This is a genomic window from Pseudomonas sp. VD-NE ins (assembly GCF_031882575.1).
Taxonomy (GTDB): Bacteria; Pseudomonadota; Gammaproteobacteria; order Pseudomonadales; family Pseudomonadaceae; genus Aquipseudomonas; species Aquipseudomonas fluorescens_BZ.
In genome coordinates, this window is the sequence record NZ_CP134772.1 from 894,798 (window position 1) to 921,449 (window position 26,652).

The 26,652-nt window shown below is 57.9% G+C and carries 29 protein-coding genes and 1 other RNA gene; 4 read left to right on the top strand and 26 right to left on the bottom strand.

All coding sequences use genetic code 11. The annotated features are described in order from the left end of the window. Nucleotides 1–136: 136 nt before the first annotated feature. The 25 genes from RMV17_RS03720 to RMV17_RS03840 all read right to left on the bottom strand — a co-directional run bounded on the left by RMV17_RS03720 (nt 137) and on the right by RMV17_RS03840 (nt 22,712). A complete protein-coding gene (locus tag RMV17_RS03720; protein ID WP_311885728.1) occupies nt 137–328 on the bottom strand; it encodes an AlpA family transcriptional regulator in 192 nt (63 codons plus the stop codon). Nucleotides 329–602: 274 nt separating this feature from the next. After that, nucleotides 603–821 (bottom strand): hypothetical protein, encoded by a 219-nt coding sequence (locus RMV17_RS03725; RefSeq protein WP_311885730.1) that lies wholly within the window; start codon nt 819–821, stop codon nt 603–605. 1,128 nt (nt 822–1,949) lie between these two features. Beyond that, complete coding sequence (locus RMV17_RS03730) at nt 1,950–2,582, bottom strand: Fic family protein (RefSeq protein ID WP_096822698.1); 633 nt, start codon at nt 2,580–2,582, stop codon at nt 1,950–1,952. Next, nucleotides 2,579–2,788, bottom strand: a complete 210-nt coding sequence (locus RMV17_RS03735; RefSeq protein WP_311885741.1) for a hypothetical protein — start codon at nt 2,786–2,788, stop codon at nt 2,579–2,581. Before RMV17_RS03735 ends, RMV17_RS03730 begins: the two co-directional genes overlap by 4 nt. 603 nt (nt 2,789–3,391) lie before the next feature. Then, nucleotides 3,392–5,155: a hypothetical protein gene (locus tag RMV17_RS03740; RefSeq protein ID WP_311885743.1), complete on the bottom strand. Its 1,764-nt coding sequence runs from the start codon at nt 5,153–5,155 to the stop codon at nt 3,392–3,394. Beyond that, nucleotides 5,152–5,322: a hypothetical protein gene (locus RMV17_RS03745; RefSeq protein ID WP_311885745.1), complete on the bottom strand. Its 171-nt coding sequence runs from the start codon at nt 5,320–5,322 to the stop codon at nt 5,152–5,154. Before RMV17_RS03745 ends, RMV17_RS03740 begins: the two co-directional genes overlap by 4 nt. Before the next feature lie 204 nt (nt 5,323–5,526). Continuing rightward, nucleotides 5,527–5,847, bottom strand: a complete 321-nt coding sequence (locus RMV17_RS03750) for a hypothetical protein (RefSeq protein ID WP_311885747.1) — start codon at nt 5,845–5,847, stop codon at nt 5,527–5,529. An 89-nt stretch (nt 5,848–5,936) separates the two neighbouring features. After that, nucleotides 5,937–6,245: a hypothetical protein gene (locus RMV17_RS03755; protein WP_311885749.1), complete on the bottom strand. Its 309-nt coding sequence runs from the start codon at nt 6,243–6,245 to the stop codon at nt 5,937–5,939. A 336-nt stretch (nt 6,246–6,581) separates the two neighbouring features. Then, a complete protein-coding gene (locus RMV17_RS03760; protein WP_311885751.1) occupies nt 6,582–8,384 on the bottom strand; it encodes a DUF927 domain-containing protein in 1,803 nt (600 codons plus the stop codon). After that, nucleotides 8,371–9,252, bottom strand: coding sequence for a toprim domain-containing protein (locus RMV17_RS03765; RefSeq protein WP_311885753.1), 882 nt, complete (start codon nt 9,250–9,252; stop codon nt 8,371–8,373). The genes RMV17_RS03760 and RMV17_RS03765 overlap by 14 nt, the downstream gene beginning before the upstream one ends. Further along, nucleotides 9,245–9,520 (bottom strand): hypothetical protein, encoded by a 276-nt coding sequence (locus RMV17_RS03770; RefSeq protein ID WP_311885755.1) that lies wholly within the window; start codon nt 9,518–9,520, stop codon nt 9,245–9,247. The genes RMV17_RS03765 and RMV17_RS03770 overlap by 8 nt, the downstream gene beginning before the upstream one ends. 20 nt (nt 9,521–9,540) lie before the next feature. Continuing rightward, a complete protein-coding gene (locus RMV17_RS03775; protein ID WP_311885757.1) occupies nt 9,541–10,065 on the bottom strand; it encodes a hypothetical protein in 525 nt (174 codons plus the stop codon). After that, nucleotides 10,062–10,277: a hypothetical protein gene (locus tag RMV17_RS03780; RefSeq protein WP_311885760.1), complete on the bottom strand. Its 216-nt coding sequence runs from the start codon at nt 10,275–10,277 to the stop codon at nt 10,062–10,064. The genes RMV17_RS03775 and RMV17_RS03780 overlap by 4 nt, the downstream gene beginning before the upstream one ends. Then, nucleotides 10,274–10,570, bottom strand: coding sequence for a DUF3077 domain-containing protein (locus RMV17_RS03785; RefSeq protein WP_311885762.1), 297 nt, complete (start codon nt 10,568–10,570; stop codon nt 10,274–10,276). The genes RMV17_RS03780 and RMV17_RS03785 overlap by 4 nt, the downstream gene beginning before the upstream one ends. Before the next feature lie 475 nt (nt 10,571–11,045). Beyond that, on the bottom strand, nt 11,046–11,348 hold the full coding sequence (locus tag RMV17_RS03790; RefSeq protein WP_311885764.1) for a helix-turn-helix domain-containing protein: 303 nt from the start codon (nt 11,346–11,348) through the stop codon (nt 11,046–11,048). Beyond that, a complete protein-coding gene (locus RMV17_RS03795) occupies nt 11,349–11,618 on the bottom strand; it encodes an AlpA family phage regulatory protein (RefSeq protein ID WP_311885766.1) in 270 nt (89 codons plus the stop codon). Between the two features lie 106 nt (nt 11,619–11,724). Then, nucleotides 11,725–12,696: a hypothetical protein gene (locus RMV17_RS03800; RefSeq protein WP_311885768.1), complete on the bottom strand. Its 972-nt coding sequence runs from the start codon at nt 12,694–12,696 to the stop codon at nt 11,725–11,727. A gap of 154 nt (nt 12,697–12,850) precedes the next feature. Continuing rightward, nucleotides 12,851–14,053 (bottom strand): phage integrase central domain-containing protein, encoded by a 1,203-nt coding sequence (locus RMV17_RS03805; protein ID WP_311885770.1) that lies wholly within the window; start codon nt 14,051–14,053, stop codon nt 12,851–12,853. A 166-nt stretch (nt 14,054–14,219) separates the two neighbouring features. Then, nucleotides 14,220–14,608: a transfer-messenger RNA gene (ssrA, locus tag RMV17_RS03810) on the bottom strand. A 96-nt stretch (nt 14,609–14,704) separates the two neighbouring features. Continuing rightward, on the bottom strand, nt 14,705–14,983 hold the full coding sequence (locus RMV17_RS03815; RefSeq protein WP_160055761.1) for a hypothetical protein: 279 nt from the start codon (nt 14,981–14,983) through the stop codon (nt 14,705–14,707). A 130-nt stretch (nt 14,984–15,113) separates the two neighbouring features. Then, nucleotides 15,114–17,924: an FAD-binding and (Fe-S)-binding domain-containing protein gene (locus RMV17_RS03820; RefSeq protein ID WP_311885774.1), complete on the bottom strand. Its 2,811-nt coding sequence runs from the start codon at nt 17,922–17,924 to the stop codon at nt 15,114–15,116. Then, nucleotides 17,921–18,592 (bottom strand): lactate utilization protein, encoded by a 672-nt coding sequence (locus RMV17_RS03825; RefSeq protein ID WP_311885777.1) that lies wholly within the window; start codon nt 18,590–18,592, stop codon nt 17,921–17,923. Before RMV17_RS03825 ends, RMV17_RS03820 begins: the two co-directional genes overlap by 4 nt. After that, a complete protein-coding gene (locus RMV17_RS03830) occupies nt 18,592–20,046 on the bottom strand; it encodes a LutB/LldF family L-lactate oxidation iron-sulfur protein (protein WP_311885778.1) in 1,455 nt (484 codons plus the stop codon). The genes RMV17_RS03825 and RMV17_RS03830 overlap by 1 nt, the downstream gene beginning before the upstream one ends. Then, nucleotides 20,043–20,867 carry a (Fe-S)-binding protein gene (locus RMV17_RS03835; protein WP_311885780.1) on the bottom strand — a complete coding sequence of 275 codons (825 nt, stop codon included), beginning with the start codon at nt 20,865–20,867 and terminating at the stop codon, nt 20,043–20,045. The genes RMV17_RS03830 and RMV17_RS03835 overlap by 4 nt, the downstream gene beginning before the upstream one ends. Nucleotides 20,868–21,017: 150 nt before the next feature. Beyond that, on the bottom strand, nt 21,018–22,712 hold the full coding sequence (locus tag RMV17_RS03840) for a lactate permease LctP family transporter (RefSeq protein ID WP_095119538.1): 1,695 nt from the start codon (nt 22,710–22,712) through the stop codon (nt 21,018–21,020). A 262-nt stretch (nt 22,713–22,974) separates the two neighbouring features. On the opposite strand from RMV17_RS03840, the gene RMV17_RS03845 reads away from it, so the two are divergent. Beyond that, entirely contained in the window at nt 22,975–23,742 is a 768-nt protein-coding gene (locus RMV17_RS03845) for an FCD domain-containing protein (RefSeq protein ID WP_007915207.1), read from the top strand. Between the two features lie 106 nt (nt 23,743–23,848). On the opposite strand, the gene smpB is transcribed toward RMV17_RS03845, so the two are convergent. After that, nucleotides 23,849–24,331 carry an SsrA-binding protein SmpB gene (smpB, locus tag RMV17_RS03850; RefSeq protein ID WP_008088297.1) on the bottom strand — a complete coding sequence of 161 codons (483 nt, stop codon included), beginning with the start codon at nt 24,329–24,331 and terminating at the stop codon, nt 23,849–23,851. Between the two features lie 118 nt (nt 24,332–24,449). Here smpB and RMV17_RS03855 point away from each other — a divergent pair, with 118 nt between their 5' ends. Genes RMV17_RS03855 through RMV17_RS03865 form a run of 3 tightly spaced genes read left to right on the top strand, consistent with a single transcriptional unit; the run spans nt 24,450 to nt 26,602 of the window. Beyond that, entirely contained in the window at nt 24,450–25,853 is a 1,404-nt protein-coding gene (locus tag RMV17_RS03855; RefSeq protein ID WP_007915211.1) for a sodium-dependent transporter, read from the top strand. Nucleotides 25,854–25,860: 7 nt separating this feature from the next. Beyond that, a complete protein-coding gene (locus RMV17_RS03860; protein WP_016986510.1) occupies nt 25,861–26,295 on the top strand; it encodes a type II toxin-antitoxin system RatA family toxin in 435 nt (144 codons plus the stop codon). After that, on the top strand, nt 26,288–26,602 hold the full coding sequence (locus RMV17_RS03865) for an RnfH family protein (protein ID WP_311885789.1): 315 nt from the start codon (nt 26,288–26,290) through the stop codon (nt 26,600–26,602). Before RMV17_RS03860 ends, RMV17_RS03865 begins: the two co-directional genes overlap by 8 nt. Nucleotides 26,603–26,652 lie beyond the last annotated feature (50 nt).

Genomic DNA, 26,652 nt, shown 5'->3' on the forward strand with positions numbered 1-26,652 from the left:
GATTTCGCCCTTGTATTGGGGCTGAGGGAGACGGGTGCATGGTCTAGGCTCTTCGCACTTCGGAATGGCACCATCGCCAGACTGTGGCATTCCCCCCCCCCCACTCAGCCACTAGGACTTCCGTAGTTATCGAGAGTCAATCACTCTGGCTCAGATCGAACATCCATTTAGCGATTGCTGACTGCCGCCAGGCCACCGAGTTGGGGCCTATCCTGATCTGTTTTGGGAAGGTGCCTTCCTTCATCCGACGATAAACTGTGGCGCAACTGAGCCCGGTAATATGAAGCACCTCATCGAGGCGTAGAAAACGATCGATGCCCTCTGTCATCTTCTGATATCTCTCAGCGTTGGCGGTGTCTGCCGTGGTCTACCGACCCTTGACGCCTTGTTCTCGCCATCACGGCATTTTCGCAGGAACTCCCGCACGTCCTCCTTCAGCCAGCAGTGTCTGGTGCCCATCCTGAAGCTCTTGGGCAGCCAGTCGACCCCACGGCTCATGCCTTGGCGGACCGCAGCCTCTGTGCGGCCGAGCATCTTGCTCAGACCCGCTACGAACACAACTTCGCACTCATCGTTCATATGCGCTCCTGACTCGGGCTCGGTCACTGCGCGCCTTGTGCTTTTAGTCGGGCGAGACCTTGATTGATGTGCCCGGCGTTCTCGCCGATCGTCTCCAGCGTGGTCCGAATGTTGTCACCAACGTCGGCGTGCCCTTGGGTTTCGACAAGTAAGGTCAGCTCCATTAGAGCGGCTTCCAAGGCGAGCTGGTTGTGATACATGCGTTCCAGGATATCTGGGAGAGAGTATTCGGGGGTGGGCATTGCTTCGACTCCATTCGAGAAAAATGAAAGCGTAGCAGCGCTCATTTGATCGAGGCGGGAAACAAACTGCTCACTGCTCACTGCTCACTGCTCACTGCTCACTGCTCACTCGCCGACGAGCGCTCGGAGTCACTGGAAATGCTCGATGCCTGGGGGGTTGTGTATAGCCGGCGCAGAAACCAAAGAGAGCCTGGGTGACTCATTTCATTTGGATGCGAGTGCGGTCCCAATGCCGCAGTGTGGCGCTCCTACCACACCGATTTGGGTGGTAACCAGAATCGAGTTGGCGCTTTAGATGCGCTGTGTTGATTCCTACACAGAGTGTCGTTTTCTACACCAAAACCTGTTCGCTTTGCTGGTGCCCGTGATTGATGTGGCGTTCTCCATCGGCCCTAGCAATCAATTCGGATGTGGCGACGACGCGTAAATTCAGAACCCGAACTACAGTTGCCGCGTGGATAATCACTTTTAGGCAAAGGAAGCGGTATGAGCTCAACTCCCCAAGTGAAATGCAGATGTGGCTCAACAAATTTTGAAAGCACAAAACCTATTCGCTCTCTCGACGATTTCGTCGGAGCTAAATGCGGAAAGTGTGGAAGAGCTATCTCCCGCAGGGAGATCGATGATCAGGCTAGAGCCCTGGCGGAGGCAGTGATTAAACAGTCGCTCAAGAACCTCAAGCTTTGAGCACAAACGTAATCTGCGCTGCTGGTTTTGTTGGAAACTTCTCATTTGGCAACAGGTGGAAAATTGCGGTTTCGGCTGAAACCTTGAGTGTAACCATGCCTTGGTTGCCAGTCTGGAATGGTAACCAACCGTGGCAACCGTAATGGCAACCACCGATCAGGTTCGCGGCGCAGACTGCGAACCATTACTGCGAACCTCGGTGCGAACCGTCTGCGGGTACGCTACGGCGAGTGCGTACCTATGGTGCGTACCAGCCTGCGTGCTTTGCGGTTTTTACGTAGTTCTGGTGCGCGAAATCTGTGCGAGGAGCGTTACGTGAAACAGCGTATTTTGCTGTAACAGGGTGTGTAACAGCCTGCCTAGTTACACGTCGCCGGCATGGGGGTCTGTTCCCTTTTTAGGGCGTCCGAAAACTCTCCACTGGGTCGCTGGCGGGGGCGATTAATCAGGCTGGTCATCGGCGGGAGCTGGCTGCGTAGCGAGTTGTTCTCGAATGAGCTTGGACAACAGTTCATGCAGTGGGCTTAGATCCCGCGCTCCTTGGGTGACAGACTCATCCACGAGGCGCAATGCATCAACGTATTCAGCCCGGTCGCGCCGAATCAGCTCTGGAAGTATCGTGGCGCCAGGTAGCCATCCCCCTGCTTTCACACACAATACGAAATAGCAGGCAGCCCTAGCAGTGCGGCCGTTGCCATTGATGAACGGATGAATGTGGTTCAGTCGCCATAGTACGAGCGCTGCCAGCGCAACTGGGTCGGACTGCTCCCAGTCCCTATTCACCATATTCACAAAATCGTCCATTAGCGCCTCGACACGATAGTGTTCTGGAGGCCTATGGTTGCCTACGACGACTTGGCAAGGGCGATACTCACCGGCATTCGTATGCAGGCAAGTGATAGCCTGAAAGTTCAATGCCTTGATGATGTGGTTTGATAGGAATGCGCGGTCTACAGCCAGTGCAGCGCCGACTATAGACCGCAAAAAATCATATTGCCGGTTGCCATTAGAGACTTCCAGCTCGCGATAGATTGGGTTTTGCTCAGTGTTCCCGCAGAGCTCGAAGAGGATCAACGTGTTTCCCCTTCGACTCCTTCCTGCTCCAGAATCAACTTGCGAACTTGCTCACGCGTGACGCCGTTATTAGAGCTCACCGAGCCGTATACGAACGAAACACGCTGTTCCAGCATCTCGGCAGCAGTCTGCTTGTGCTGGGAGGCCCCTTGGAGCGCACACAACAGACTTGGATCGGTCTTCAAATCCAAAAAATTCTTAGCCATGGTTACCTCCGTAAATTCTGGTTGGCCTATAAATTCGACACCGGCCCATGCCATGTGTCCTTTTTATTTCTCGATCATGCTCACGGAGATCACGAGAAACGATGATTGCGTAAGGCGTTTACGAGGCGAGCGGGTGCCTCGTGCTGGTGATTGTAGCGTGTTCTCAAAATTTCTCACTTCGCGTTCAGTACCGACCGTCGAATCTGTTGATCGGACGGAAACGACTAGTTTTGGGGGCCCGTCGTGTCTGGTCAGAATCTCCAGTATCCAGGTTGAAGTGGCCTGAACCGTGGATACCAGAGCGGATACCGGGTGACGGAAAGTAACCAAGCGAGGTGGTTACCTTTACTGGTTACCGAACGCGACTAACCCGACTAACGGTCAATCTAGTTGACCTTCTTTGCCCTGCGGAGCTACTAGACTCATGGCGACCCGAGTACCGCTCGGATTGCCCGTGACGTTATAGTTTCCTCAGTAAAAAGCCCGCGTCTGCGGGCTTGGAGGTCTTGGTGGATTTCTCGAACTTTACGATGATCGACTTCATGATCTGGAAAGGCATCGCCATCGTCTGCGCTGCGGCGGTGTACGGTTTCTGGCTTGGCCTTACTGGTCGTTGACCAACTGCGGTGCCAAAAGAGGAAACACTCTGTTTGCCTTTTCCGCGCCGTGAGACAGTAGACCGCCTCCTTGGCTTGGCGCTCTCATTAGCAAGCCGCGCAACGCATTACTGTTCAGGGCAGCATTGGCTCCCCGGCCTGCCACCATGGCTCCACCGAACAGCAGCGGCGGGACGAAGCCAGAGCCGGCGCCAGCAGCCCCAAGGCTGCCAAGCATCAAGCGCTGCATAGCACCATGAGGGCTTTCCCGTGACCGTAGGAACTGCGCGCTGATATCAGCCAGATCTTGAAGTTCTGGATTGCCGATGTTCTTCATGTTGGCCAGCCGGGCTATTGAGATGTTCCCCTCTGCGCCGTTCTGCGCCATCTTCTCCAGATCGAGCATCGTGCCGTATTGTTGGCGGACCTTGGCGAAGTCAGCGGCATCTGCCGGCGGCAATGAGCGGTTGAGAGCGCCCATCAGGGACTTCCTCAGATCGCTGGCATAGTAGGCTTCGGGGCTGTTGCGCTGGCCGATCCGGTCTAGCGTCTTCTTGATGTTGTACGCTGCCTGCCCGTCGATCTCGCCATTGTTCGCTTTGCCGAGGATCTCATCAATCTGCTTCTGAATGATGCTCGCCTGCCCGGTTTCTAGCTCTCCAGCGGCGCGCTGCCCTTGCTCGGCCAAATCTTGCAGAAATTGGTCATCAACCTTGACCTTGTTGCTCTGCAGCACTGTTTCGAACTTCGATCCAAGTTCTTTCCTAGCATCGCGAAGCGCCATATTTACATCTGGCGAATCTTGGCCGACCGTTCGGCTAACGGCGCGATTGAGCTGGTTTTGCATGTTCGAGAGCGTCGCAGATCGACCACTGAGCGGCATATATTCCAGCGATGCAGCCAGGGCGTTCAATGGCTTGCTGTTGACGATCCGATCGCTTGGGATGTTGATGCCAAGGTCTTCAGCCCTTTTTGCGAGTGCGCTCACGGCGGGATTAACCTCTCCGCCTCGCAGGGCCCGGCCAAGTCCGCGCGTAGTAGAACCGACAGCCGCCGTTGCACCTGGGATTGCGCCACCAACTAGTGCACCAAGCCCAGCATCTTCCGGATTGACCAATCCTGCCGCCGCGCCACCAGTAATTGCACCGCCTGCGCCGCGCGCCGCCAGTCCAGTCAAGCCTTGCAGGCCACCGTTGCGGAATCCGCCAGAGCCGATGGATTCGATCAGCGGGGCGATCTTTGCCACGCCCGGCAGCATTGCCGCGCCTCTGGCCAGCGCGCCGCCCATTCCCGCAGTCCCAGCGATTTCAGTGCCCAGCTTGCCACTCTTGAACGCCATGGAATCAGGCTGAGCGCCAAGATCCTGAAGTGCCCAATCCATATCCGCCCGGCGCTGACGGTTCGATTCCAGCGACAGTCCTTTGCCCGCGCGCAGATCCTGAACGATGTCATACGGCGCGACGATGGTTGCGCCGATCGAGCCAGCACCGCGCAGAGCGCCGCCGAGGATGTTGCCAGCGTCTTGCATCAGCTGCTTGCCGGCGTTGTCTGGGAGTGCCGGGAGATTGCCGAAGCGGCCCGCCTGACGGGATGGACCGGGCATTTGCGCGGCAGGTTCTGGCACGGTTTGCTCCGGCATTACCTGATCAGGTGCGTCATCCCACGTGATGCCGGCCGGATCAATCTGCGGTTCGTCATCCCACTGAATCGAGCTTGGATCAATTGCCATACTGGATTCCCTCTTCGGGATACTGGAACGGATTTCATTCATGCGACTAAATCCTCCATAGGTAGCAGAGGACGGCGTTCTGCCAAGGCAATCAGTGCGGCATTCGCCTGTACGCTTCCAGAATTCGCTGCGATACGCAGGCGCTCATATGCGGCGGTGATCTCTGCGCGGGTTGGCTTGGTTTGGTGGCCTCGGGTCTTGTTGGTCATAAATCATCCTCCGATGCAAGGTTATAACCTAATATTAGCAGATTTTGCTTTATCTGTATATTTGAACAGTGGTTTTGAAGGCCGGTCGTCCTGTCCTATAGGTCGAATCCTGAGTGTGCAATCGGAGCTGGCGAGCACCCCAGCTCCGGGGTTTTGCTCCTCCTTTTCAGGTCTGGTTAACGAATACCAGTATTGAGTTGCTCATCAGTTGCCCGTCAGAAAGCGCTTTTGAACCCATGTTCCTGGCGTGCCCGAGACGACACAAACCCAACCCTCGATCACGTATTTGGAGCCGGCGGTGCCTAACTCCGACGGCGCCGAGTTCTTCACTGAGTCTCCCTGCATCCAAGGTCCGCTGGTAGGCGCAGCGGTAGGCGCAGCGGTAAGCGCAGAGTAGAAGGCAGTTATGCGACCCTCTGCGAGCTGATTGATCTGGTTGACGTGCTCACGCAGCACGCGCAGTAGCAGTGGGTCGGTGATGCCGAGTGGAATCGAAAGGTGATTGGTCGTTGATGGGATAGTCATATGTGTTTCCTACAGGGCGCCTGCTTGCGGCGGGCTTTGGCTGAGTAGGGGCGGTTTGCCCCGGTGGCATTGCTCGTTGTAGCGCGCACCTAGACGTGCGCCTCCATCGGTGTGTTCTCGTAGTCGGAGCGCAGATGAGCGCCCTCTGTGCAATGGCGCCCGGTAGGCGCGTAGCAAGCTCGACACACCATGATGTGGTTCAGGTATAGATCACGGGCGTGACGCCACTCAGGCGTAGCGGTGGCGGCGTTTGCGTGTGGGCCGGTGATGAACTGAGCAGGGCGTTCGACCCGAGTGGCCAGCACCAGGCGCGGGCGAGGTCGACTATCCATTTTTGGCGAATCAGTGCCGGTAACGGCTGGTGGCATGTGATCGAGCAGGCCGGAGAGGAGGCTCATGTCGTCATCTCGGCCTGATTGCTCCATTGCCCATATGTGTCTCTAGAAAAAAATTGGGGGAACGGGGGAACAGTGGGAACAGCCAATGTTTCTGGGGCTTCCAGAGGGGGATTCTGTTCCCCACGTTTTTTTGGGGGGAACAGTGATAACCAAATGCTCAGAAACGGGGAAACGCTTATATTCAAAAACATGTTTGTGTTCCCCCTGTTCCCCATACATTCAATAAGGGGGAACGGCTACAAGCCACGGTTTTACTGGCTGTTCCCCCGTTCCCCCTGTTCCCCACGTTTGTAGGTTCCTGAGAACTCGGGCATTCGTACTTGTTGGATATGGTGGTCATGCGCCGCCCCCTTCGCTGTCCATTTCTTCGGGATCAATGACGTACAGGCGCGCCGACCCGCCGGCGGGGATGCGGTACTTTTTGGTTTTGCGGCTATCGCGATCGGTGTCGCGCTTGGCCAGGGCTCCGCCAACTTCCAGTGCCTTGATCACGCGGGTGAGGCCGAATCCGTGGGCTGCCTCGACGAGTGCGGACTTGTTGAACAGGTAGAGTCGTTTGCCGGCCACCAGCTCCCAATAGCCGGCGCGGTTGAACACCTTGGTGTCGACTTCCGTGGCGTCGACATCGGAGAACCGGCTGCTGCCGTGTTTGTCGATGAAGTCGAGGATGCCGGCCAGGATCTGGCGATCCTCTGCGTTACCGCCACCTACACGTGAGAGCCATTCCCCATAAAGCAGGCGGCAGTCGGCGAGGGCGGTTCCTTGTTCCCAAGGCAGCAAGCCGAAAGCGATGGCCATCTCTCCCGCAAGCGCGATCACAGCGAATCGGTCAGCCACTCGCCCAGCTTGGGCATTGTCCTCGACGAACTGGGCGCGGATGCCGTCAAAGTCGCTGAGCAAGCCTGGCTTATCGTCGGCGGCGACCAGGCGCTCCACAAAGGCTGGCCCAAGGTGGCCATGGTGTGCGCCGACAGCCACGGTGAGCTGCCGGTGAAAGTCCGCTCCCTCAAGGCCATGCAACTCATCAAAGGCCCGGTGCGTGCGGGTGCCGGCGTTCACGTCGACCATGCGCAATTCAGCGCCAGCATGGGCAGCATTCCCGGAAATGGCGGCGTGCTCAGAGAGCGAGCGCTCTCCACTGGAAAGCGTGAGCAGGCGCCAGCTCAGTTTGCCCCTGGCTTCGCGCTCACGGGTCATGGTTCCCTTACCCTGGCCGTTGGCGAGGGAGTAGGCCATTTCCTGCACCCGCTTTGGATCGGCGCGCTTGATCTCATCCAGCGGCAGGATGGTGTCGTTGCGGCTTGACGCCTCGATCTCAAGGCCGCCCTTGGTCATGTCCCAACTGGCGGCGAACACGCCCGGGTCACCCCACACCGACGAACCGATCAGTTGGGCCAGAGATTTGCCGCTCGAGCTGTCGCCCACCAGGTGAACACCGCCACCCAGCACGCCGACCAAACTCAGCAACGGACCAGCCAGCGAGCAGCCGATCGCCAGAGTAAGTACCGGGTTGCCCGCGCACTTGGCGGCGACGGCCGATTGCCACAGCGCCAGCTCACCACGCTGACTGAACAGCACCTGAGCCTTGTTGCTCGCTTGGTATCGCACGTTTGCGGCGCCGATCGTTCGCCCGGGCAGAACGAACGCGCCCGACTCGTGCCAGCCCGGCCGGCTGGTTGTGGCGAATACTTCGGCGGGGTGCTGGTCGAGCAGGTATTCCATGAACGTGCCGCGCTTCTTCAAAGCGATGATGACCCCCATACCGAACAACGCGCGCCGGGCGTCCTCTCCGCTGCCGCCGAATACTTCCATGGCAATGATCCACTCCTTGATCCCGCCCTCTGTAACCAGACGCAGGAGCCGGCCCTCGCTGCCGTCGTCACTGTTGGTGGTCCGGGCCACGACCGTGACCGGGCTTGAGATCCACTCATCGCTGATCGGCCTGTCGGCGGCGTCGTTCTCGGCGTCGGCCTGATCCGCAGCAGTGCGCTTGAAACTGTGCCAGTAAACTCCCGGACGCAACTTGCGGCCGTTCTCGTTGGTCACCCAGTGCTCGTACACCGCCCAGCAAGGACGAGCCGGCGCGATGGTTGCGGCTTCTGGCCGAAGGTTGATCACGTTGGTATCAGGCTTGGCCATTGGCGAGCTTCCAGTTTGCGAGGTCGTTGAAATCGGTAAGGTCATCGGGCGAACCTTCTGGCCATTCGGGGAAAGCCACTTGAGCGCCCACTGCCGCCGCTGCTGCGTTCGCTGCTGTGCGTCCCGGGTTGCCGTCGGTGAGTCGGTCGTCGTCGCCAGCAATAACAAATGGCTGGTCTGGGTAGCGCGAACGAAGCCCCATCGCCGCCGGTAACAGATTTCCCGCGTTCATGGCAGCGGCAACGGCATAGCCACCGTGTTGGTGAAGGCTGGCGCCCGTCGCCCATCCTTCGCAGATGCAGAGCAAGGCGCCGAGCTCGATGATGCCTAGAGGCGAGTACGTGCCTTTCACGCGCCCACCGGGCAAGAAACGCTTGGCGCCGTCTGGGGCGATTCGTTGCAGATTGACTAGGAGGCCGTCGAGGTACAGCGGTACAAGCAGATCCGCGCCGCGCTGGCGCAGACCGTGGGAGCGAACTCCTTTGGCTGTGAGGTATGGGTGATCAGGCGATGCGCGCCGAGCATTGCGCCACCAGTGATTAGCCTTCTCTGCGGCTTGCTGCTGGCGTCGTTGTTGTTCGGCCTCGCGCTGGCGCCGAGCCTGATCAATTCGCTCGCGGATCTGCGCGGCCTCGCGAGCGTCTACCGGTTCGCGGCTACACCAAGTGCTGGCAGCTCCGGACTTCCAACTGCCAAAAGCACCAGAGGCGATACCATCCAAATACAGGACATACCAACCATTGAGAGTGCCGGACTTGTCGTCAGGAACGCGGAACCGGTGAATGCTGCCATCGGGCACAGGGAGCCAATCAAGCTGTCCATAAGTCGCTTGGAGCGCATCACGGAACAGGATCGCTGCGTCATCCATGACTGACGCTCCCAGCGAATACCCGGCAAACCCGTCCATTGTTCACGGCGTGCCAGTGCGTGATGTCGTCGATTGACTCCACTAGGCAGGCGGTCACTTGAGCGTCGGCGCTGCGCATGACTACGCGCCCGCACTCGGCGTCAGACTTCGTCAGGAACGGGCCAAGCAATGCCTTCAGCGCTTTCGGATGGGTCACGTAGAACAGCTCTGTGGCTTTTTTCAGGCAAGCCGATCCCGTGGGCGCAGGCGCGCCATTTTGAATTTTCATGTGCTTAAGCCTTTATCTAATCAGCAATTCACGGGAGTCAGCGATGCCGCGCGCTGCCGAGAACCGGGCCGTGGCCCCTCAGGCAACCGAAGCTGCGTCGCCAAGTGGCGAACGCGTGATTGTCCAAACAGCATCTGGTTGACCTGTGCCGATTTGTCAGACCACCGCTCATGATCCGGGCCGTTACCAATGCGATTAGTCACAACCCAATCCGGTAGCTGTCTACGTGCACGCATTTCGCTGAGCATCGTCCACCACGTGAGGTAGCGCGTACGCTCCAACTCCATCAGATCAATGAGCCGCTGACATTCGTAGGTGCGGGGTTCTAGGTCGCCTGACGGCTGGATCTCGTCGACGCCAAACAGAGCCTGATTGACGTCGCTTCTCGCGATCAGTGCCTTCTGATATTCGGTATCGCTACCAATGTCCTTGGCGCGAACCCAGTCCGGCAACTGGTTGGAAAGGCGCAACTGATTGAGGACACTCCACCACTGAGATGCGTGTTCTCGTTCGGCGTTGATCGCAGTTGAAAGTAGGCTGCTCATTGGGCACCCCCTTGCGCAGCGATCAAGTCGTCGAGAAGTTCCGCCCAGGCCATAGCGGTGTGCTGAGCGAAAACGGCAGTAACTCGTGCCACGAGTATGTTGATCGAAGGTGAGGCGATCAGGGCAAAGGAAAGCGCTAGCAGCTTCAGAATTTCCTGAACGTCCCGCATGTCCTCGACGCTGATTTCGGTTGAGATATCTGGGTTTTTCATTTGGCACCGCCTTGGCGATTGCCGAACTGGATAGGAGCGGTGGAAGAGTCAACCAAGGCCTTGGCTGCGGCCATCAAAAGCCTGATTCCAAATACCTCATCGACACAAAGGCCGCTATCCATGGATTTCGTCAGCATTGCATCGGCCGCCGCGAGTAAGCAGCTCGCTTCGTGCAGCGCATCGGCGACAGGAATGCCGGCTGAGACGGAAAAGAATGATCGCGTGCCTACGTTGTGAAACTCCGAGAAGTTCGTAAGCATCGAAGTAACCTCCAGCTCTGTAGGAGTGTTCATTGCACACCCCCTTTGGCTTCTAGGGTGCGGGCGATGGCCATATTGGCGTTGTAGCGGGCGAGTCGATTGGACAGGGAGGAGTTTGCGCGGAGAGCGCTCAGGGCTATGCAGCGATGAGCAAAAGCGCGAATTGCGGACGGAGTGATGGCGTGTTTCATTGGTGTAGCTCCTAACGTTGAGGAGCTGCCACTTTTCGCGGCCAAGCGAAGATGGGTGGCAGCTGTACGCGGGTTGGCCGACCGGGACGTTAGGAACCCGGCACACCCGAAGGTGTCCCACGCACAGCCGCCATAACACGATTGTGCGGACGCAAAAAAAGCGCCAGCAATCGGATGGTGGGCGCTTGTGCGCCTAACGATACTCGACCGGCCAAGGTCGGTCACGGGATTTACCGCGACCCTTGAACCATAGCGCTGACGCCCCATCCGAGCAAGCGAAGTTTGCGACCGACTATCGCTTGGCATGAGCATAGCCATCATACGGACACCCCGGCAGGCGGATTGGTGCTCAGGTAGTAAAGAGCTATGCGCGGATGCTTGCGGCCTTGGTCGTCGGTCAAGTCGAGACGATGGGTGAGGATCTTGTGGCCGAGTGCGCGCAGCTCGTTGATGCGGGCACCAGGGCGAACGATGTTCAGCTCGCGAATAGCGGTAAACGTATCGATCGGGCCGGCTCTCAGGCGCTCCAAAAGTCGAGCACGTTGAGCGGTTCCGCTGGTATTCTCTACGCGAGTATTTTCGTGGCTGGCCTTTTGGTCGGCCATTTTTTTATCTGTCATTTATGCGGCCTCCCCACGCAGTGCGATGCGTCCGCGAACCCAGGCCTGTACCTCGGCCAAAATCCAGCCAACAGGCGCACCACGCGATTTGCTATCGCTTAGCGAGACAGGGCGTGGAAATGTTGGGTCGTCTTTGAGGCGCTTGTACACGGTTGGGCGGGCGAGCCCAGTGATGGCTTCCAGATCCGGCATCCGGATTATGGTGATCGATGGATCGAAGTTTTGCGAAACGGCAGACGAGGGTCGCGGTTGAGAGTGTACTGGATGCATAACGATATCCCGTTTGAGGTATTTGACGGGATAAGCATGTATAGGTCTAGACTCTGAATCACCGCAAGTGCGGTGCCGCACACCGCAATTACGGCCGTATAGGCGTTCAGTCTGGATTCTTCATTGTCTTGTTGGCCGCGGAGAAAATATCCTCCAAGGTCCGTTTGCTCAGTCCCCTAGATTCAAATCGCTCAAGGATCGACTCGATAATTGCAGCCTGCTTCAAACCATTTGGCCTTGGATGCTTAACTGGCTCTTTCAGTAGATCCAAGAGAGCTGAAATAGCTAGGAAATGAGAGGGCTTTGATTTCTGTGATGGTTCGTCGAGGGAGGCGCCCGGCTCAGCAAGGAGCTTATCCTCAAGCAGCCTGATCGACTCATTTCTGACTACCAGCCGGCAAGTGTCTGGAAGTCCGCTCGCCGGATAGTAGTTGTCTATAGGCTTATTTTTAGAGGCCTTATCCAGAAACTCTATCCGACTCTCTTTGTGAAAGGCGCGCATTTTTTCAGCCTGCTCGGGGGCTATTTCTTCCGTGAGAATCCTGGTCTCGATGTGCGCCAACTGCGCTTTCGATCCAGGTGAATATCCATTGTCCTCAAAGCTTTCAAGGAGTTGGAAGAACATGCCTTGTTGTCCCTTTACGAACGTGCCTTCGATGTTCATCAGTTCAACAGGTGGGCCATCAGTCAGCTCCTGATACATTTGCTCCACGTCTAGGGCCTCGGCTCCCCACATTGTCAGATCAAATACGCCCCTAAGGGTCGTTGGGGTATCGGTCTCCAGCGGTTGCAGTACTTCATTCTCGTTCAATGAAACACCAGCGATGACTTCCTTGGGGGCGCCTTCATTACCAAAAAAAGCAGGGTCGTATGTGAAGGTCTCCGCGTCTTCCAGCGGCACCCTCACCCATGGCTTTCCTCTCGCGTGATTGACGAAATCGACCGATAAAATGAGCTCGCCATCAAGAGCTAGGCGAAGTACGTCTGCCTCAGAAATACTTTCCTCTGCGGAGCTGGAGAGCCTCCTCGCTGCTTCTTCCAGCGTCAGCCACTTTTTCATCTTGAATATCTTGTTCATATTCGATCCCTGTCACACGAGAAAGAGCGTGGAGTGCTGACTTGCTCCGTTAGCTTACTGTCCATCCGACCAGTAATCGCTTTCAGTCTATGTTCGTCTATGAGAGCAATGGAAGGCCCGCTTCAGGCCCTCTTTCCAAAATCGCCTTGCACTATTACGCCCCGGCCAGTCCGTCGAGGTAGTTCGCATACCATTGCATCATCGTTGTTCGCTGCGGCAGATAGATCGCCTTGTTGTAGACGCCCGCAATTCCGTCCTTCACGTGCGATAGCTGAGCCTCAATGTGGTTTTCGTCGAAGCCGTGTTCGTTAAGGATAGTCGAGGCGATATGGCGGAAACCGTGCCCGGTCTGGCGGCCTTCATACCCGAGCCGACGCAATGCCATCAGGAACACCGTATTGGAGCGGGCCTTGGTTGTATCGCTTCGGCCAGGGAACAGCATCGGGTAAGCGCCAGTAAGCACGTGCAAATTGCGCAACAATTCGACAGCTTGGGTTGGCAGTGGCACCAGATGTTCACGTCGGCGTTTCATGCGCTCGGCTGGAATCGACCATAGAGCTTTGTCTAAGTCGAACTCGGACCAGCGAGCTTCGCGCAACTCTGAAGGACGGCAGGCGAGCATTGAGAGCAGGTGAAGGCCGATGCGAACGTCGTTAGCGCTCGGATAGGCTCGTATCGCCCTTAGCAGAGGTGGCAACTCCTCAGGGGATACGTGGGCGTAGTTCTCCGCAGCTTTGGTCTGAAGGAATTTATGCAGCCCCTCGAGTGGATTGTGTGTTGCGCGGCCGGTGACGCGTGCCAGATCGTAAATCTCACGGCACATACCGCGGACACGACTGGTCTGCTCGATTATTCCTTTCTGCTCCATCCCCCGAAGAAACTCCATCCATTCCATGGGAAGGATTTCGCGGTAGATGCGCTTACCAAAAACCGGGAACACGTGAAGCTCTAGAGCTCCGATAGTCCTTACGGCGGTGCCATCGGTCCAGCTCTTGCGCTTCACCGCGTACCACTCCCGCGCTAGCGACTCAAACGTGTGGCCGGCAGCTTCGTTTTCAGCTGCCTTCCTCGCGCGTTTGGTCGCAAGCGGGTTACTACCCTGAGCGGCATCTGCTCGCAACTCGGCCGCCTTCTTACGCGCCATCGCGCCACTGACCGCGGGATAGCTACCTAGTCCCAGCCATGACCATTTGCCGTCAGCTTTCTTGTAGCGCAGTTGCCATGATTTATTTCCATCTGGACGAACGCGCAGATACAGGCTGTCCCCGTCATGTTCTCTGTATTCCTTTGCCTCCGCCTCAAGGGTGGACAGCACGGTGTCGGCTAGAGGGCGGCGTTTGATTTCGCTGCGCTTCATTCCTTGTACCCCCTAGTTTCAATTTTAACAGAAGATACACGGCAGGATACACGGGAGCTAGATATAGGGGTAGATGAGGAGATATAGCCAGAAACAAGAAAGCCCGCACTAGGCGGGCTTCTTGAGGTGTTTCGTAGACTGTCTGAGACAGGTCTAAACAGCTATTTGGTGGAGCCGGGGGGATTTGAACCCCCGTCCGCCAGTACTCCGCTGTCGGTACTACATGCGTAGCCGTGTCTATTAAGTTAACCCTCAGCGACCCGACGGGCAGGGTGCTTTGGGCGAGTTGTGTAAGTTTTAGCCGCTTCGTCCACAACGTACTGCACGGCGATTCTGTTCTATATGACAATCATTTTGGGTTTACAGACATCCCCTGATGATTGCTGGACCCGAAGGTACCAGGAGCATTGTCAGCTGCAATTAAGCAGCGAGAGCAACACCGTATTGGTCGTCATTGGCAACTATAAGTAGTTGCAACAGTGGATTTACGACTTCTGTTACCAAGTCGGCATGCACCTAGAGTTTCGCAACCGGCGTCGAATCCTAAACGGCCCCGAACTCATTGCTCAGTACATCTGTTTGAGCAACAAGCGTGTGCAGTGTACGCCAATCGGCCCGCAAGGCCAACCCGAAGGTTGGCCGGGACGCTGATCAGTTGTTGGTGCCGGTAGCTTTGCGCAATTCCACGATGGTTTGCGAGGTTTCCGCAACACAGTCATCAATCTTGCCCTCGGCCTTGAGCGACTGAGCTCTGGCTACACTGGTTTCAGCACGTTGACTCAGTTCAGGGTTAGCCGACAGCTGCCCTTTGGAATTGTTAATCGTCTGAATATTGGCATCACACAGGTCAGCAGGCTTGTCCGCAGCGAACGAAGTGGACGCCATCATCGATGCAGTAACGAACAGACCTAACAGTACAGAACGTTTCATGTGTATCTCCTTGAACCGAGTGGGTCCAGACTGCGCTGGCCGTCAGGACGGGCAACCGTATGGAAGAAAAACCCCGATCAGTCGGGGTTAATCTGTGGACTACAGTCGAACCCAAGGGTTCTATTTTTCTTCAGCAGGCCTTCGCCCGGGTCACTCGATCCACCAGATAGACCAGTCCGTGGTAGTCGATTCCGCCATGTTGCGTCAGGCCGATCTCACAAGTCCGGCTGGTGGAAATCCCCTCGCTGCAATGCTGCACCGCATCCTTGAGTGTGCGCAGCGAGTGGCTGTTCAGCTCTGGCGTGGTGAAGCCCTTGTCACCGGCGAATCCACAGCAATGAATGCCTTCCGGGATCACCACGTTGTTGCTGCATCTGCGCGCCAGATCAATCAACGCCTGGCTTTCGCCCAGATGCTGCGTGCTGCAAGTCACGTGCACAGCAATCGGCGCGTCTTGCGGGGTGAAGTCGAGTCGTTCGAGCAGATGCGTACGGATGAAGCGCACCGGGTCGTACAGATCCAGACGAACTTCTCCTACATCCTGCACCAGCCGCAACGTGCACGGACTGGTGTCGCAGTAAATCGGATCGAGACCACCGCGACTGGCGTGGAGCAATGCGCTGATCAGCTCCTGACGCTTGTGTTCTGCCTGCTCGGCGTAGCCTTTCGAGGCGAAGGGCTGGCCGCAGCAGAGGTTGTCCTGGTTGTCCGGGAAGACTACTTGGTAGCCGGCCTTCTCCAGCAAGCCACGGGTTTTGTCGTACAGCGACATTTGCTCTTTATCACCCGCCGCCGGACCCATGACTCGCGAGACACACGCTGCGAGATACACCACGCGCGGACGTTCGTCCGACACGCTGGGGCTGAAGCGAATAGCTTTTTCCGGTTGCGGCATCGCATTCGTCCACAGTGGCACCTGACCTTTGGACAGTCGCGTAATCGTTGCCGAAAGCTTCGCCAGACGCGGAGCACCGAGCAGCATCCGCGCACCGTTGGCCACGTGCAGAGTGAAGCGTGCGCCTTGCAGGGTCTTGGCGAAATTTCCTTCGATCCAATCGGCGGTTTTCTGATGCGTGGCGTGTCGGCCACGGAGCTTTTTCACCAGCTCACCGGTGTTGATACCTACAGGGCAACGCTGTGCGCACAGACCGGTGGCGGCGCAGGTTTCGATGCCCTGGTATTCGTAGGCTTCTTCCAGTTCGCGGGTGTCGATGCCCGCACGTTTTTTCGCCTGAATATCGCGCCAGATGACGATGCGCTGGCGCGGGCTCAGGGTCAGTCCTTTCGACGGACAAACAGGCTCGCAGAAGCCGCACTCGATGCACTTATCGACAATCTCGTCGGCCGCCGGCAGCGGTTTGAGGTGTTTGAGGTGGATCTGCGGATCTTCGCTGAGCACCACGTCCGGGTTGAGAATGCCGTTCGGATCGAGCAGACGTTTGAGCTGCCACATCAACTGATAGGCGTCGCTGCCCCATTCCAGTTCCACGAATGGCGCCATGTTGCGGCCGGTGCCGTGTTCGGCTTTCAGCGAACCACCGAATTCCACCGCGACCAGTTGCGCGACGTCATCCATGAACGCTTGATAGCGTGCGACTTCTTCCGGGTTGTTGAAGCCTTGGGTGAAGACGAAGTGCAGATTGCCTTCCAGCGCGTGTCCGAAAAGGATCGCTTCGTCGTAGGCATGTTTGTCGAACAGCTCGATCAGGCGATTGACGCCGATGGCCAGTTGTTCGACGGGGAAGGTCACGTCTTCGATGATCACCGTGGTGCCGGTTTTGCGCACGGCGCCGACGGCGGGGAAGGTGTCCTTACGGATCGCCCAAAGCTTGGCGTTCTCGGCAGGGTCTTCGGTGAAGTCGACCTGCTTCTCCACCGGGAAACCGCTGAGCGACGCCATGATCTGCGCCAGTTGTTCCTGCAGCAATGTGGAAGACGCGGCGCGGGATTCGATGAGCAAAGCGCAGGCATTGTTCGACAGTTGTTGTACGAAAGCGGGCATGCCCGGTTTGTCCTGCACCGAGCGCAGACTGCGCCGATCCAGCAGTTCTACGGCGGACACCGGTTGGCTTTTCAGTACGGTGACCGCGTTGCAGCAGGTTTCCACATCCGGGAACACGATCAGCGCCGAGGCCTTGTTCGGGTGATCGATCACGGTGTCGTAGGTCACCGCGCTGATGAAACCCAGCGTGCCTTCGGAGCCGACCAGCAAGTGGCTCAAGATATCCACAGGCTCATCGAAATCCACCAAGGCATTGAGAGACAGGCCAGTGGTATTTTTCAGACGATATTTGTGGCGGATTCGTGCAGCCAGTTCGGCGTTGGCGCGGGTCTCGCGGCCCAATGTCGCCAAGCGTTCGAGCAGATCGCCGTGGCTTACGCGGAATGCCGCGACACTTGTAGCGTCTTCGGTATCCAGACGTGTGCCATCGGCCAGCACCAGACGGATGCCGGCCAGCGTGTGGTAGGTGTTTTGTGCCGTGCCGCAGCACATGCCGCTGGCATTGTTGGCAACGATGCCGCCGATTTTGCAGGCGTTGATCGACGCCGGATCCGGGCCGATCTTGCGCCCGAACGGTGCCAGCCATGCGTTGGCCTGTGCGCCGATCACCCCGGGTTGCAGACGGATTTGCGTGCCTTGGCCGCGAATCTCGCGAGCGTTCCAGTTATCCCCAAGCACGATCAAAACGGAATCGCTGATCGCCTGGCCGGAGAGGCTGGTGCCCGCCGCACGGAAGGTCACCGGAACATGGTCGCGCTGAGCCAGTTTTAGCAGCGCCACCACTTCATCTTCAGACTCGACGCGGATTACCAGCTTCGGGATCAGTCGATAAAAACTGGCATCCGTACCAAAGGCCAGAGTCGATAACGGATCATCAAAACGGCGCTCCGCCGGAATCAGTTGTTGCGCATCACGCAGGAAATTCACCGGAAGCGTCATTGGTCCTCCAGGATCAGTACCACTAAGTCTTTCGGTCCGTGGGCGCCATAGGCCAGCACTTGTTCGATGTCGGCGGTTTTCGAGGGGCCGGACACCAGCAACGCGTTGGTCGGCATGCCTTGGGCCCATTCGAATTCCTCTTGCACCTGATAGAAGTTGTCGCGGATTTCGCTGGCCTTGAGCAGGGCGAAATGCACCGGCGGCACCAGGCTCATCAGCCGTGGTTCTTCGCGGGTCGGCCACATGATGAGGCTGCCGGTGGCGGCGATTGCACCGAGGGTGCCGGTGAGGCTGGCCGGGGTGTCGTTGAACAGTTCGGCTTTCCACTCTTCCATTGGCCGATCGTAGGATTTCAGTGCTGGCAGATCAGGATTGTTCGCCCAATGCTGTGTGATTTTCTGCCCGTGCGCTGTCGTCGGTGCGATCAACAGACTCGGCAACTGGCGGTCGCGCAGCAATTGCGCAAGCAGCACTGGCCACTCTTCGCCCGAGGTCAGGTGTATCTCGGTGTGCACTGCTTCCATCAGTTTGCGCAGTTGCGGGATGCGTTGTTCGGCGCTGTAGGTGTAAGGCTGCGTCACCAGATCGACATCGAAATCGTCGGCAATCGGCGTTGTGCCGGTCAGACTTTTCCGCAGCTTGCCGAGGATATTTTGCTTGGCGCTCATCAGCGATCTCCCTGTTTGGCCAGATGCTCGCGGGCCATGTCGTGCAGTGAGCGGGCGGCGGGTTTCGGCGCGCTGTGGTTTTGTGTCCATGGGCCGACGTTGCTCGGGGTCAGGGCACGCAGGCGCGTGGCGAAGAAACCGAACAATCGATACAAAGTCGGAGAGCTATTGAGTCTGGCCCAGGCGTTCCAGATAAAGCGTTCCTTGCGCGAATACTTGCTGCCCTGACCGTACATCACTTGATTCGGGCTGTCAGGGGCTTTGACGTTTTCTTCGCGCAAGCGCCGCAGGATCGCCGGGATGGGGATTTTTACCGGGCAGACTTCACCGCAGGCACCGCATAGCGACGAAGCACTCGGGTGATCCGGAACCTTGGCCAGACCGACCATGTGCGGGGTGATGATTTTGCCGATCGGCCCCGGATACACCTCGCCATAAGTGTGGCCACCGACGCGGGTGTACACCGGGCAATGATTCATGCAAGCGCCGCAGCGAATGCAATGCAGGGTCTGACGCAATTCACTGTCGGCGAAAGCCTGGCTGCGACCGTTGTCGAGCAGCACCAGATGCACTTCCTGCGGGCCGTCGAGTTCATGTTCCTTGCGCGGGCCGGAGATCATGTTGACGTAAGTGGTGATCGGAATGCCCAGCGCCGAGCGCGTCAGCAGTGACAGCAACGGCACCACGTCACGCAGGTTTTCCACAACCTTTTCGATGCCGGTGACGGCGATGTGCACCGGCGGCACGGTGGTGGTCATGCGGCCGTTGCCTTCGTTTTCCACCAGCAGCAGGGTGCCGGTTTCGGCCACGGCGAAGTTGACACCGGAGACGCCGATGTCCGCTTCGAAGAATTTCTGCCGCAGGACTCTGCGACCGATCTGAATGAGTTGGTCAACGTCCTTGGTGTATTCCACGCCAAGTTTGTCGTGGAACAAGGACGCGACCTGACCGGCATTCTTGTGGATCGCCGGCATAATGATGTGTGAAGGCTTCTCGTGGTCGAGCTGGACGATGTATTCCCCCATGTCGGACTCCAGACATTCAATGTCCCGAGCCTCGAGGAAATGGTTCATCTCCATCTCTTCGCTGACCATCGATTTGCCCTTGATCACTTGCCGCGCCTCGTGAGCGCGGATGATCGATAAGACGATGCCATTGGCCTCGTCCACCGTTTCCGCCCAGTGCACTGTCACACCGTTGCGGGTCAGGTTCTGTTCCAGTTGCTCGAGCAGGTCGGGCAACTTGGACAGCGCGCGGGCTTTGATCGAATTGCCCAGCACGCGCAAATGTTCTCTTTCATGGGGATCACTGAACGCGGCTGCCCGCTTGACCATCAGTGAGTCCATGGCAGTGCGGAAGTTGTTCCGTAGCTGCTGATCGCCCAAGGCATTGTGTGCCCGGGTGCGGAAATCTTCTTCTACGGCGACCGTAGGAATAATCGCGGAAGTGCTCATTGCGCACCCCCGGTTCGTTGCCACAAGAAGCTGGCGAGATGTTGCCCGCGCAGCGCTTCTTTTTGTTTCTCCAATGCGCCGTTGATGTTCATCAAACAGCCACAATCGGCACTCAACACCTTGTGCGCGCCGGAATCCTTCAACGCTTTGGTCTTGTCAGCCACCATCGCGCCGGAAATGTCTGGCATACGGACGCTGAATGTTCCGCCGAAGCCACAGCATTCGCTTTCGTGGTCGTGGTTGACCCGTTCCACGTTGCTCAACTGCGCCAACAACTCGCGGCCGTGCAGGTGGGTGTTCATTTCGCGGCGTGCCGAACACGAAGTGTGCAGCGCGACTTTGACCGGTGCGCCGCTGTCCTTGAGCTGCACTTTGCAGACGAACAGCAGAAACTCGGCCAGTTCATAGGTGCGGGCCGCGAGGGCCTGAACCTGTTTCAACGTGTCCGGCTCGTCCTTGAACAAGTCGGCGTAATGCTCGCGCAGCATGCCAGCGCAGGAACCCGACGGCACCACCACCGGATAATCCCCGGCAAACAGCGCCAGTTGCGAGCGCGCTACCGTCCGCGCCTGCTCGGTGTAACCCGAGGTGTAGGCCGGTTGCCCGCAGCAACTCTGCCCTTGCGGATACTCGACCCGAATCCCTTCGCGCTCCAGCAAGTGGATCGCGTCCATCCCGGCTTCGGGGTAGAACAGGTCGACCACGCACGTGCCGAACAGGTAGACCCGCGACGGTTTCTCGCTGGGGTATTGCCGAGGTTCGGGCAGTGGCGGTGCCACACGGGTCGCGTTCGGCACGGCGTTGTAAAAAAGCTCGCTCATCAGGCGTGTCTCCGGGTGGGCCCGGTTATCCGTCTGTTGCGGCTGCTGAATATAAAGAGCGTTGCTTTCAGCAGCCTTACAGACCGGGTTGTGAATTGCTGACGCCGAAATCACGGATCGGCGTCGGTTATTTCTATTTCGCGTGTAGGTTTAGTGCACGAGCATGCCGGTGAACCAGTAGGCCTGAGCCAGCGTGATCAGTCCGACAATCGTTGCAAAGAATAGGCTGTGCTTGAGGGTGAAGCGGAACAGATCCGATTCCTTGCCCACCAGGCCGGTTGCGGCGCAGGCCACAGCGATCGATTGTGGCGAGATCATCTTGCCGGTCACGCCGCCGCTGGTGTTCGCCGCAACGAGCAAGGTGTCGTTGACGCCGATCTGGTGCGCAGTGGTTGCTTGCAACGAACTGAACAGGGCGTTGGACGAAGTATCCGAGCCGGTGAGGAACACACCGAGCCAGCCGAGGAACGGCGAGAAGAACGGGAAAGCCGCGCCAGTACCGGCCAGCACCAGGGCCATGGTCGAAGACATGCCGGAATAGTTGGTGACGAAGGCGAACGCCAGCACCATGCCGATCGACAGGATTGGCCAGCGCAGTTCGTAGAAGGTTTCTTTCAAAGTGGTCAGACCAGTTTTGAAGTTGATCTTCAGGACCAGCATCGAGATTAGCGCGGAAAAGAAAATCGCCGTACCGGTCGCGGAAATCGGGTCGAGTTTGAACACTGCCGGGATGGCGGTCGGAGCGGCCACGATCGGTGCGGTTTTGATCACTAATTGATCAAGGTGGGGGATCGCGAAGTTGAACACCCAGCTGTACATCGAGCCGCCAGCGGCGAACATCGCTTTGAAAGGCTTTAGGGTCCAGATGGTCACCAGCACGGTGAGGATCAGGAACGGCGACCACGCTTTGAAAATTTCCCCGAGGCTGTAAGGCGAAGCCACGGTAGTGCGTTTCTGGCCGAAACCGCCGACGCTGGCGGTAATTGCTGCGCTCGACGTGGCGCCGGCGATTTGCGCGCCTGCGGTGCGTTTTGGCTGCCAGATTTTCAGGAACAGGGTCAGCGATATCAGGCTGGCCAGCGCCGAGGTGATGTCCGGCAATTCTGGCCCAATGAAGTTCGAGGTGAAGTATTGGGTGATGGCGAAGCTCAGGCCTGCAACCAGCGCAGCCGGCCAGGTCTCGCGCACGCCGCGCAGGCCATCCATCATGAACACCAGCCAGAACGGCACGAACAGCGACAGCAGCGGCAGTTGGCGACCGGTCATGGCACCGATCTTGAACGCGTCGATGCCGGTGACTTGGCCGGCGACGATGATCGGGATCCCCAGTGCACCGAACGCAACCGGTGCGGTGTTGGCGATCAGGCACAAGCCAGCGGCGTACAGCGGATTGAAGCCCAGTCCGACAAGAAGTGCGGCAGTAATCGCCACCGGCGCGCCGAAACCGGCAGCACCTTCCAGAAATGCACCGAAGCAGAAACCGATCAGCAGCACTTGCAGGCGCTGGTCGTCAGTAATCGATAAAACCGAACTGCGAATGACCTCGAACTGACCACTTTTGACCGTCAGTTTGTAGAGGAATACCGCCGCGACAATGATCCAGGCAATCGGCCACAGACCGTAGGCGAAGCCATAACCGGCGGCGGCGAAGGCCATGTCTACCGGCATCTGGAACGCGAAGATTGCCACGGCAATCGACAGGGCGAGGGTGATGCTCCCGGCCACATGGCCTTTGAGGCGGAACACCGCCAACGCGAGAAAGAAGAAAACGATGGGGATGACGGCCGCGAGTGCGGACACGCCGAGACTGCCGAGCGGGCTGTAGAGCTGTTGCCAGGTTTGCATATGGGGTGGCCCCTAATTGTTGTTGGTCAGGCACTGTCAGCGTTCTTGGATAATTGGTAAGACCAATTTACAATCGCTGTTGGCTAGGGTAAAAGCCTTGATGTCGGTGTGTCAATTTGCCGCCCTGAAACTTTTGTCGAACAAGCGGTGCAGAGCGCATCTGATCCGGTTTCGGCAAGTGGCGTCTGGTAGGTGTCGACAAGGCGCCGATAGGCCAGAATAGAGAGCCCGGCGAGCGGTCGGGATCGTGGAGAAATGAGTTATGGGGTTTGATCAGATACGTCAGCGCCGTTTGTCTGACGATATTGTCGAGCGACTTGAGGGGATGATCCTTGAGGGCACGCTGAAGTCCGGTGAGCGGCTGCCAGCGGAGCGCACGCTAGCCGAACAATTTGGCGTATCAAGGCCGTCGCTGCGTGAAGCGATTCAGAAACTCGCGGCGAAAGGGTTGTTGGTCAGTCGCCAGGGTGGCGGCAATTATGTGGTGGAAAGCCTCGGGTCGACGTTCAGTGATCCGCTGCTGCAACTGCTCGAAAGCAACCCCGAGGCGCAGCGCGATCTACTGGAGTTTCGGCATACTTTGGAGGCATCGTGCGCCTATTACGCCGCACTGCGCGCCACCGATGTCGATCGTGAGCGGCTGACCGCGGCGTTCGAAGAGTTGCAGGACTGCTATTCGCGCCACGATGAAGTCAGCCGGGCGGAGGAGGGCGCGGCGGATGCAAAATTCCACTTGGCGATTGCCGAGGCCAGCCATAACGCTGTGCTGTTGCACACCATTCGCGGGCTGTTCGATCTGCTCAAGCGCAACGTGGTCACCAATATCGGCGGCATGTACAAACAGCGCACGGAAACCCGCGACATGCTGATTACGCAGCATCGGGAATTGTATCTGGCGATTATCGAAGGTCGCGCGGAGCAGGCGCGTGAAGTCTCCAGCCGACACATTTTGTATGTGCAGGAAGTGCTGGAAGAGGTGCGGCAGGAGGTTCAGCGCATGGCCCGGGCGGAGCGGCGCAAGGGGATGTAATTCTTTAAAGCAAAAGATCGCAGCCTGCGGCAGCTCCTACACAGGAATATGTATTTCCCTGTAGGGGCTGCCGAAGGCTGCGATCTTTGCTTTCAAGGGGGGAAGACTAGTCTTCCTTGCCCTTGTTGCGCACGGCACGCTGCAGTTCGCGACCGGCGTCGCGCTCGCGTTCGGTGTCACGCTTGTCGTATTCCTTCTTGCCCTTGCCCAGAGCGATCTCGCACTTGACCATGTGCTTGCTCCAGTACCAGGACAGGCAGACGCAGGCGTAACCCTTTTGCTGCACCATCGCTGCAAGCTTTTCCAGCTCGCGGCGGTTGAGTAGCAATTTGCGTGTGCGCACCGGGTCAGCGATGACGTGGGTGCTTGCGGTCATCAGAGGCGTGATGTGGCTGCCGAGCAACCACGCTTCGCCATCCTTGAGCAGGACATAGCTGTCGACCAGCTGTAGCTTGCTTGCCCGCAGACTTTTTACTTCCCAGCCGGCCAGGACCAGACCAGCCTCGAACTTATGCTCGATGAAGTAATCGTGTCGCGCCTTTTTGTTCTGCGCGATGGTCCCTGTTGGGTGTTTCTTCTGTTTAGCCATAGGGGCGGCATTATATGGAGATAAACCGCTGTCGGCTACGGTGATGCTGCGTGCTTGAGCAGGTTGAGTGAATCCCGGACAATGCGGCCTCTTTTCTAACGCTTGGGCGTGATAAACGATGTCGACAGACAAGGTTTCTGTCCACGGCAGTTGGGCTAGCCGCTGGGTATTCATACTCGCCGCGACCGGTTCGGCCGTGGGACTGGGTAGTATCTGGAAGTTCCCCTACATGGTCGGGGTCTACGGCGGCGGTGCGTTTGTACTGATGTTTCTGGCGTGCATCGCACTGATCGGCATCCCGGTCATGCTCGCGGAAACCCTGATCGGCCGGCGCGCCCGGCAAAGTCCGGCGAATGCTTTGAAGGTGCTGGCGCTCGAGGCCGGGCACTCGGGCAAGTGGTCGTGGGGCGCATTTGCCGGGATGATCACAGCGTTGTTGATCCTGTCTTTCTATAGTGTGGTCGGCGGCTGGTCGCTGGACTACATCGTCGACATGGGCCGCGGTGATTTCCAGGGCGCCACGGCCGATCAGGTCGGTGCGTATTTCGGCAATGTCATCTCCAATCCATGGCGTCTGACACTTTGGCATACGATTTTTATGCTGCTGTCGGCCTTCGTCATCGCCAAAGGCGTGGTCGCCGGGCTTGAGCGCAGCCTGCGCATCATGATGCCGCTGCTGTTCGTGATGATTCTGGTATTGCTGGGTTACAGCATGACCACCGGGCACTTCATGGAAGGCGTGCATTTCATGTTCGACTTCCACCCGGAAAAAGTCCTCGACGGCTTGTTACCAGCGATGGGGCATGCGTTCTTCTCGCTGAGCGTCGGTGTTGGCTCGATCATGATCTACGGCGCTTATATGCCGAAGAGTTCGTCGTTGTCCGGCACGGTTGTCGGTGTGGCGCTACTCGATACCTTTGTTTCGCTGGTTGCTGGCCTTGCCCTGTTCCCGATCGTGTTCGCTGGAGGCCTGAATCCTAGTGAAGGGCCTGGCCTGATGTTTGTCAGCCTGCCATTTGCTTTTGGTAACGTGGCGTTCGGTCAGTTGATGGGCGTGGTGTTCTTTGTGCTGGTGGCGATCGCTGCCTGGAGTTCGGCGATTTCGCTGCTCGAGCCGATGGTTGCCTATCTGGTTGAGCGCACGAAAGTCAGCCGCGCCTGGGTGACTTTCTGGCTGGCGTTCATCTGCTGGTTCGTCGGTCTGGGCACGGTGTTCTCCTTCAATATCTGGAAGGAAGCCAAATTTTTCGTGAACGAAGGCGGGATGTTCCATCTCTACCAATGGGGGGCGCAGAGCGGTCTGGACTTCTTTGGCGTGATCGATTTCTTCACCTCGCGGATCATGTTGCCGCTTGGTGGCCTGTGTTTCGTGCTGTTTGCCGGATGGGTGATGGGGCGTGAAGCGGTGCGCGACGAGTTGTCGATCCGCAACCCGGCACTGTTCGCCCTGTCTTTGTTCTTGATGCGCTACGTGGCGCCCATCGGCATTCTTGTAGTGTTTGCCGCTCAGCTCTGGAAGTAACGCTCACATGACGACACATATTCAACGATCGGCATTGCTGCCGTACCCGGCGCAATTTCTCTACGACCTGGTCAACGACGTGGCGCGTTACCCGGAATTTCTGCCGTGGTGCTCGTCCGCTGAAGTGCTGGAAAGTTCGCCGGAGCATATGCGCGCCAGTGTTGGCGTGGCCAAGGGCGGGCTCAGTCAACATTTTGTGACGCGCAATACGCTGGTGCCGGGGCAGTCGATCGAGATGAACCTGGAAGAAGGGCCGTTCAATCAGTTGCACGGCGTTTGGGTGTTCAAGGTGTTGAACGAGAAGGCCTGCAAGATCAGCCTGGATCTGTCGTTCGATTACGCCGGGCCGCTGGTGCGCGCCACCTTGGGGCCGCTGTTCAATCAGGCGGCGAATACACTGGTGGATGCGTTCTGCCAGCGCGCCAAGCAGATGCATGGTTGAGTCGGTGATCGAAATAGAGGTGGTGTACGCCGTCGTGGACCGTCAGGTTTTGCGCTCGGTCAGCGTAAAAGAAGGCGCGACGGTGCGGGCTGCGGTGCTTGCATCGGGTATCGGTAGCGAGTTTCACGAGCTTAATCTGGCGGAATGTCCGCTGGGGATTTTCGGCAAAGTGGTTGCCGACCCGAATACGCGGGTTATTCAGGCAGGGGAGCGCATCGAGATTTACCGCCCATTGCTTGCCGATCCGAAAGAGGTTCGACGCTTGCGAGCGGCCAAGGCTGCCGAGGCCAAAGCGCGAAACGCGTAAAAAGCCAAATCGCAGGCAATAAAAAACCCGGAATTTCCGGGTTTTTTATT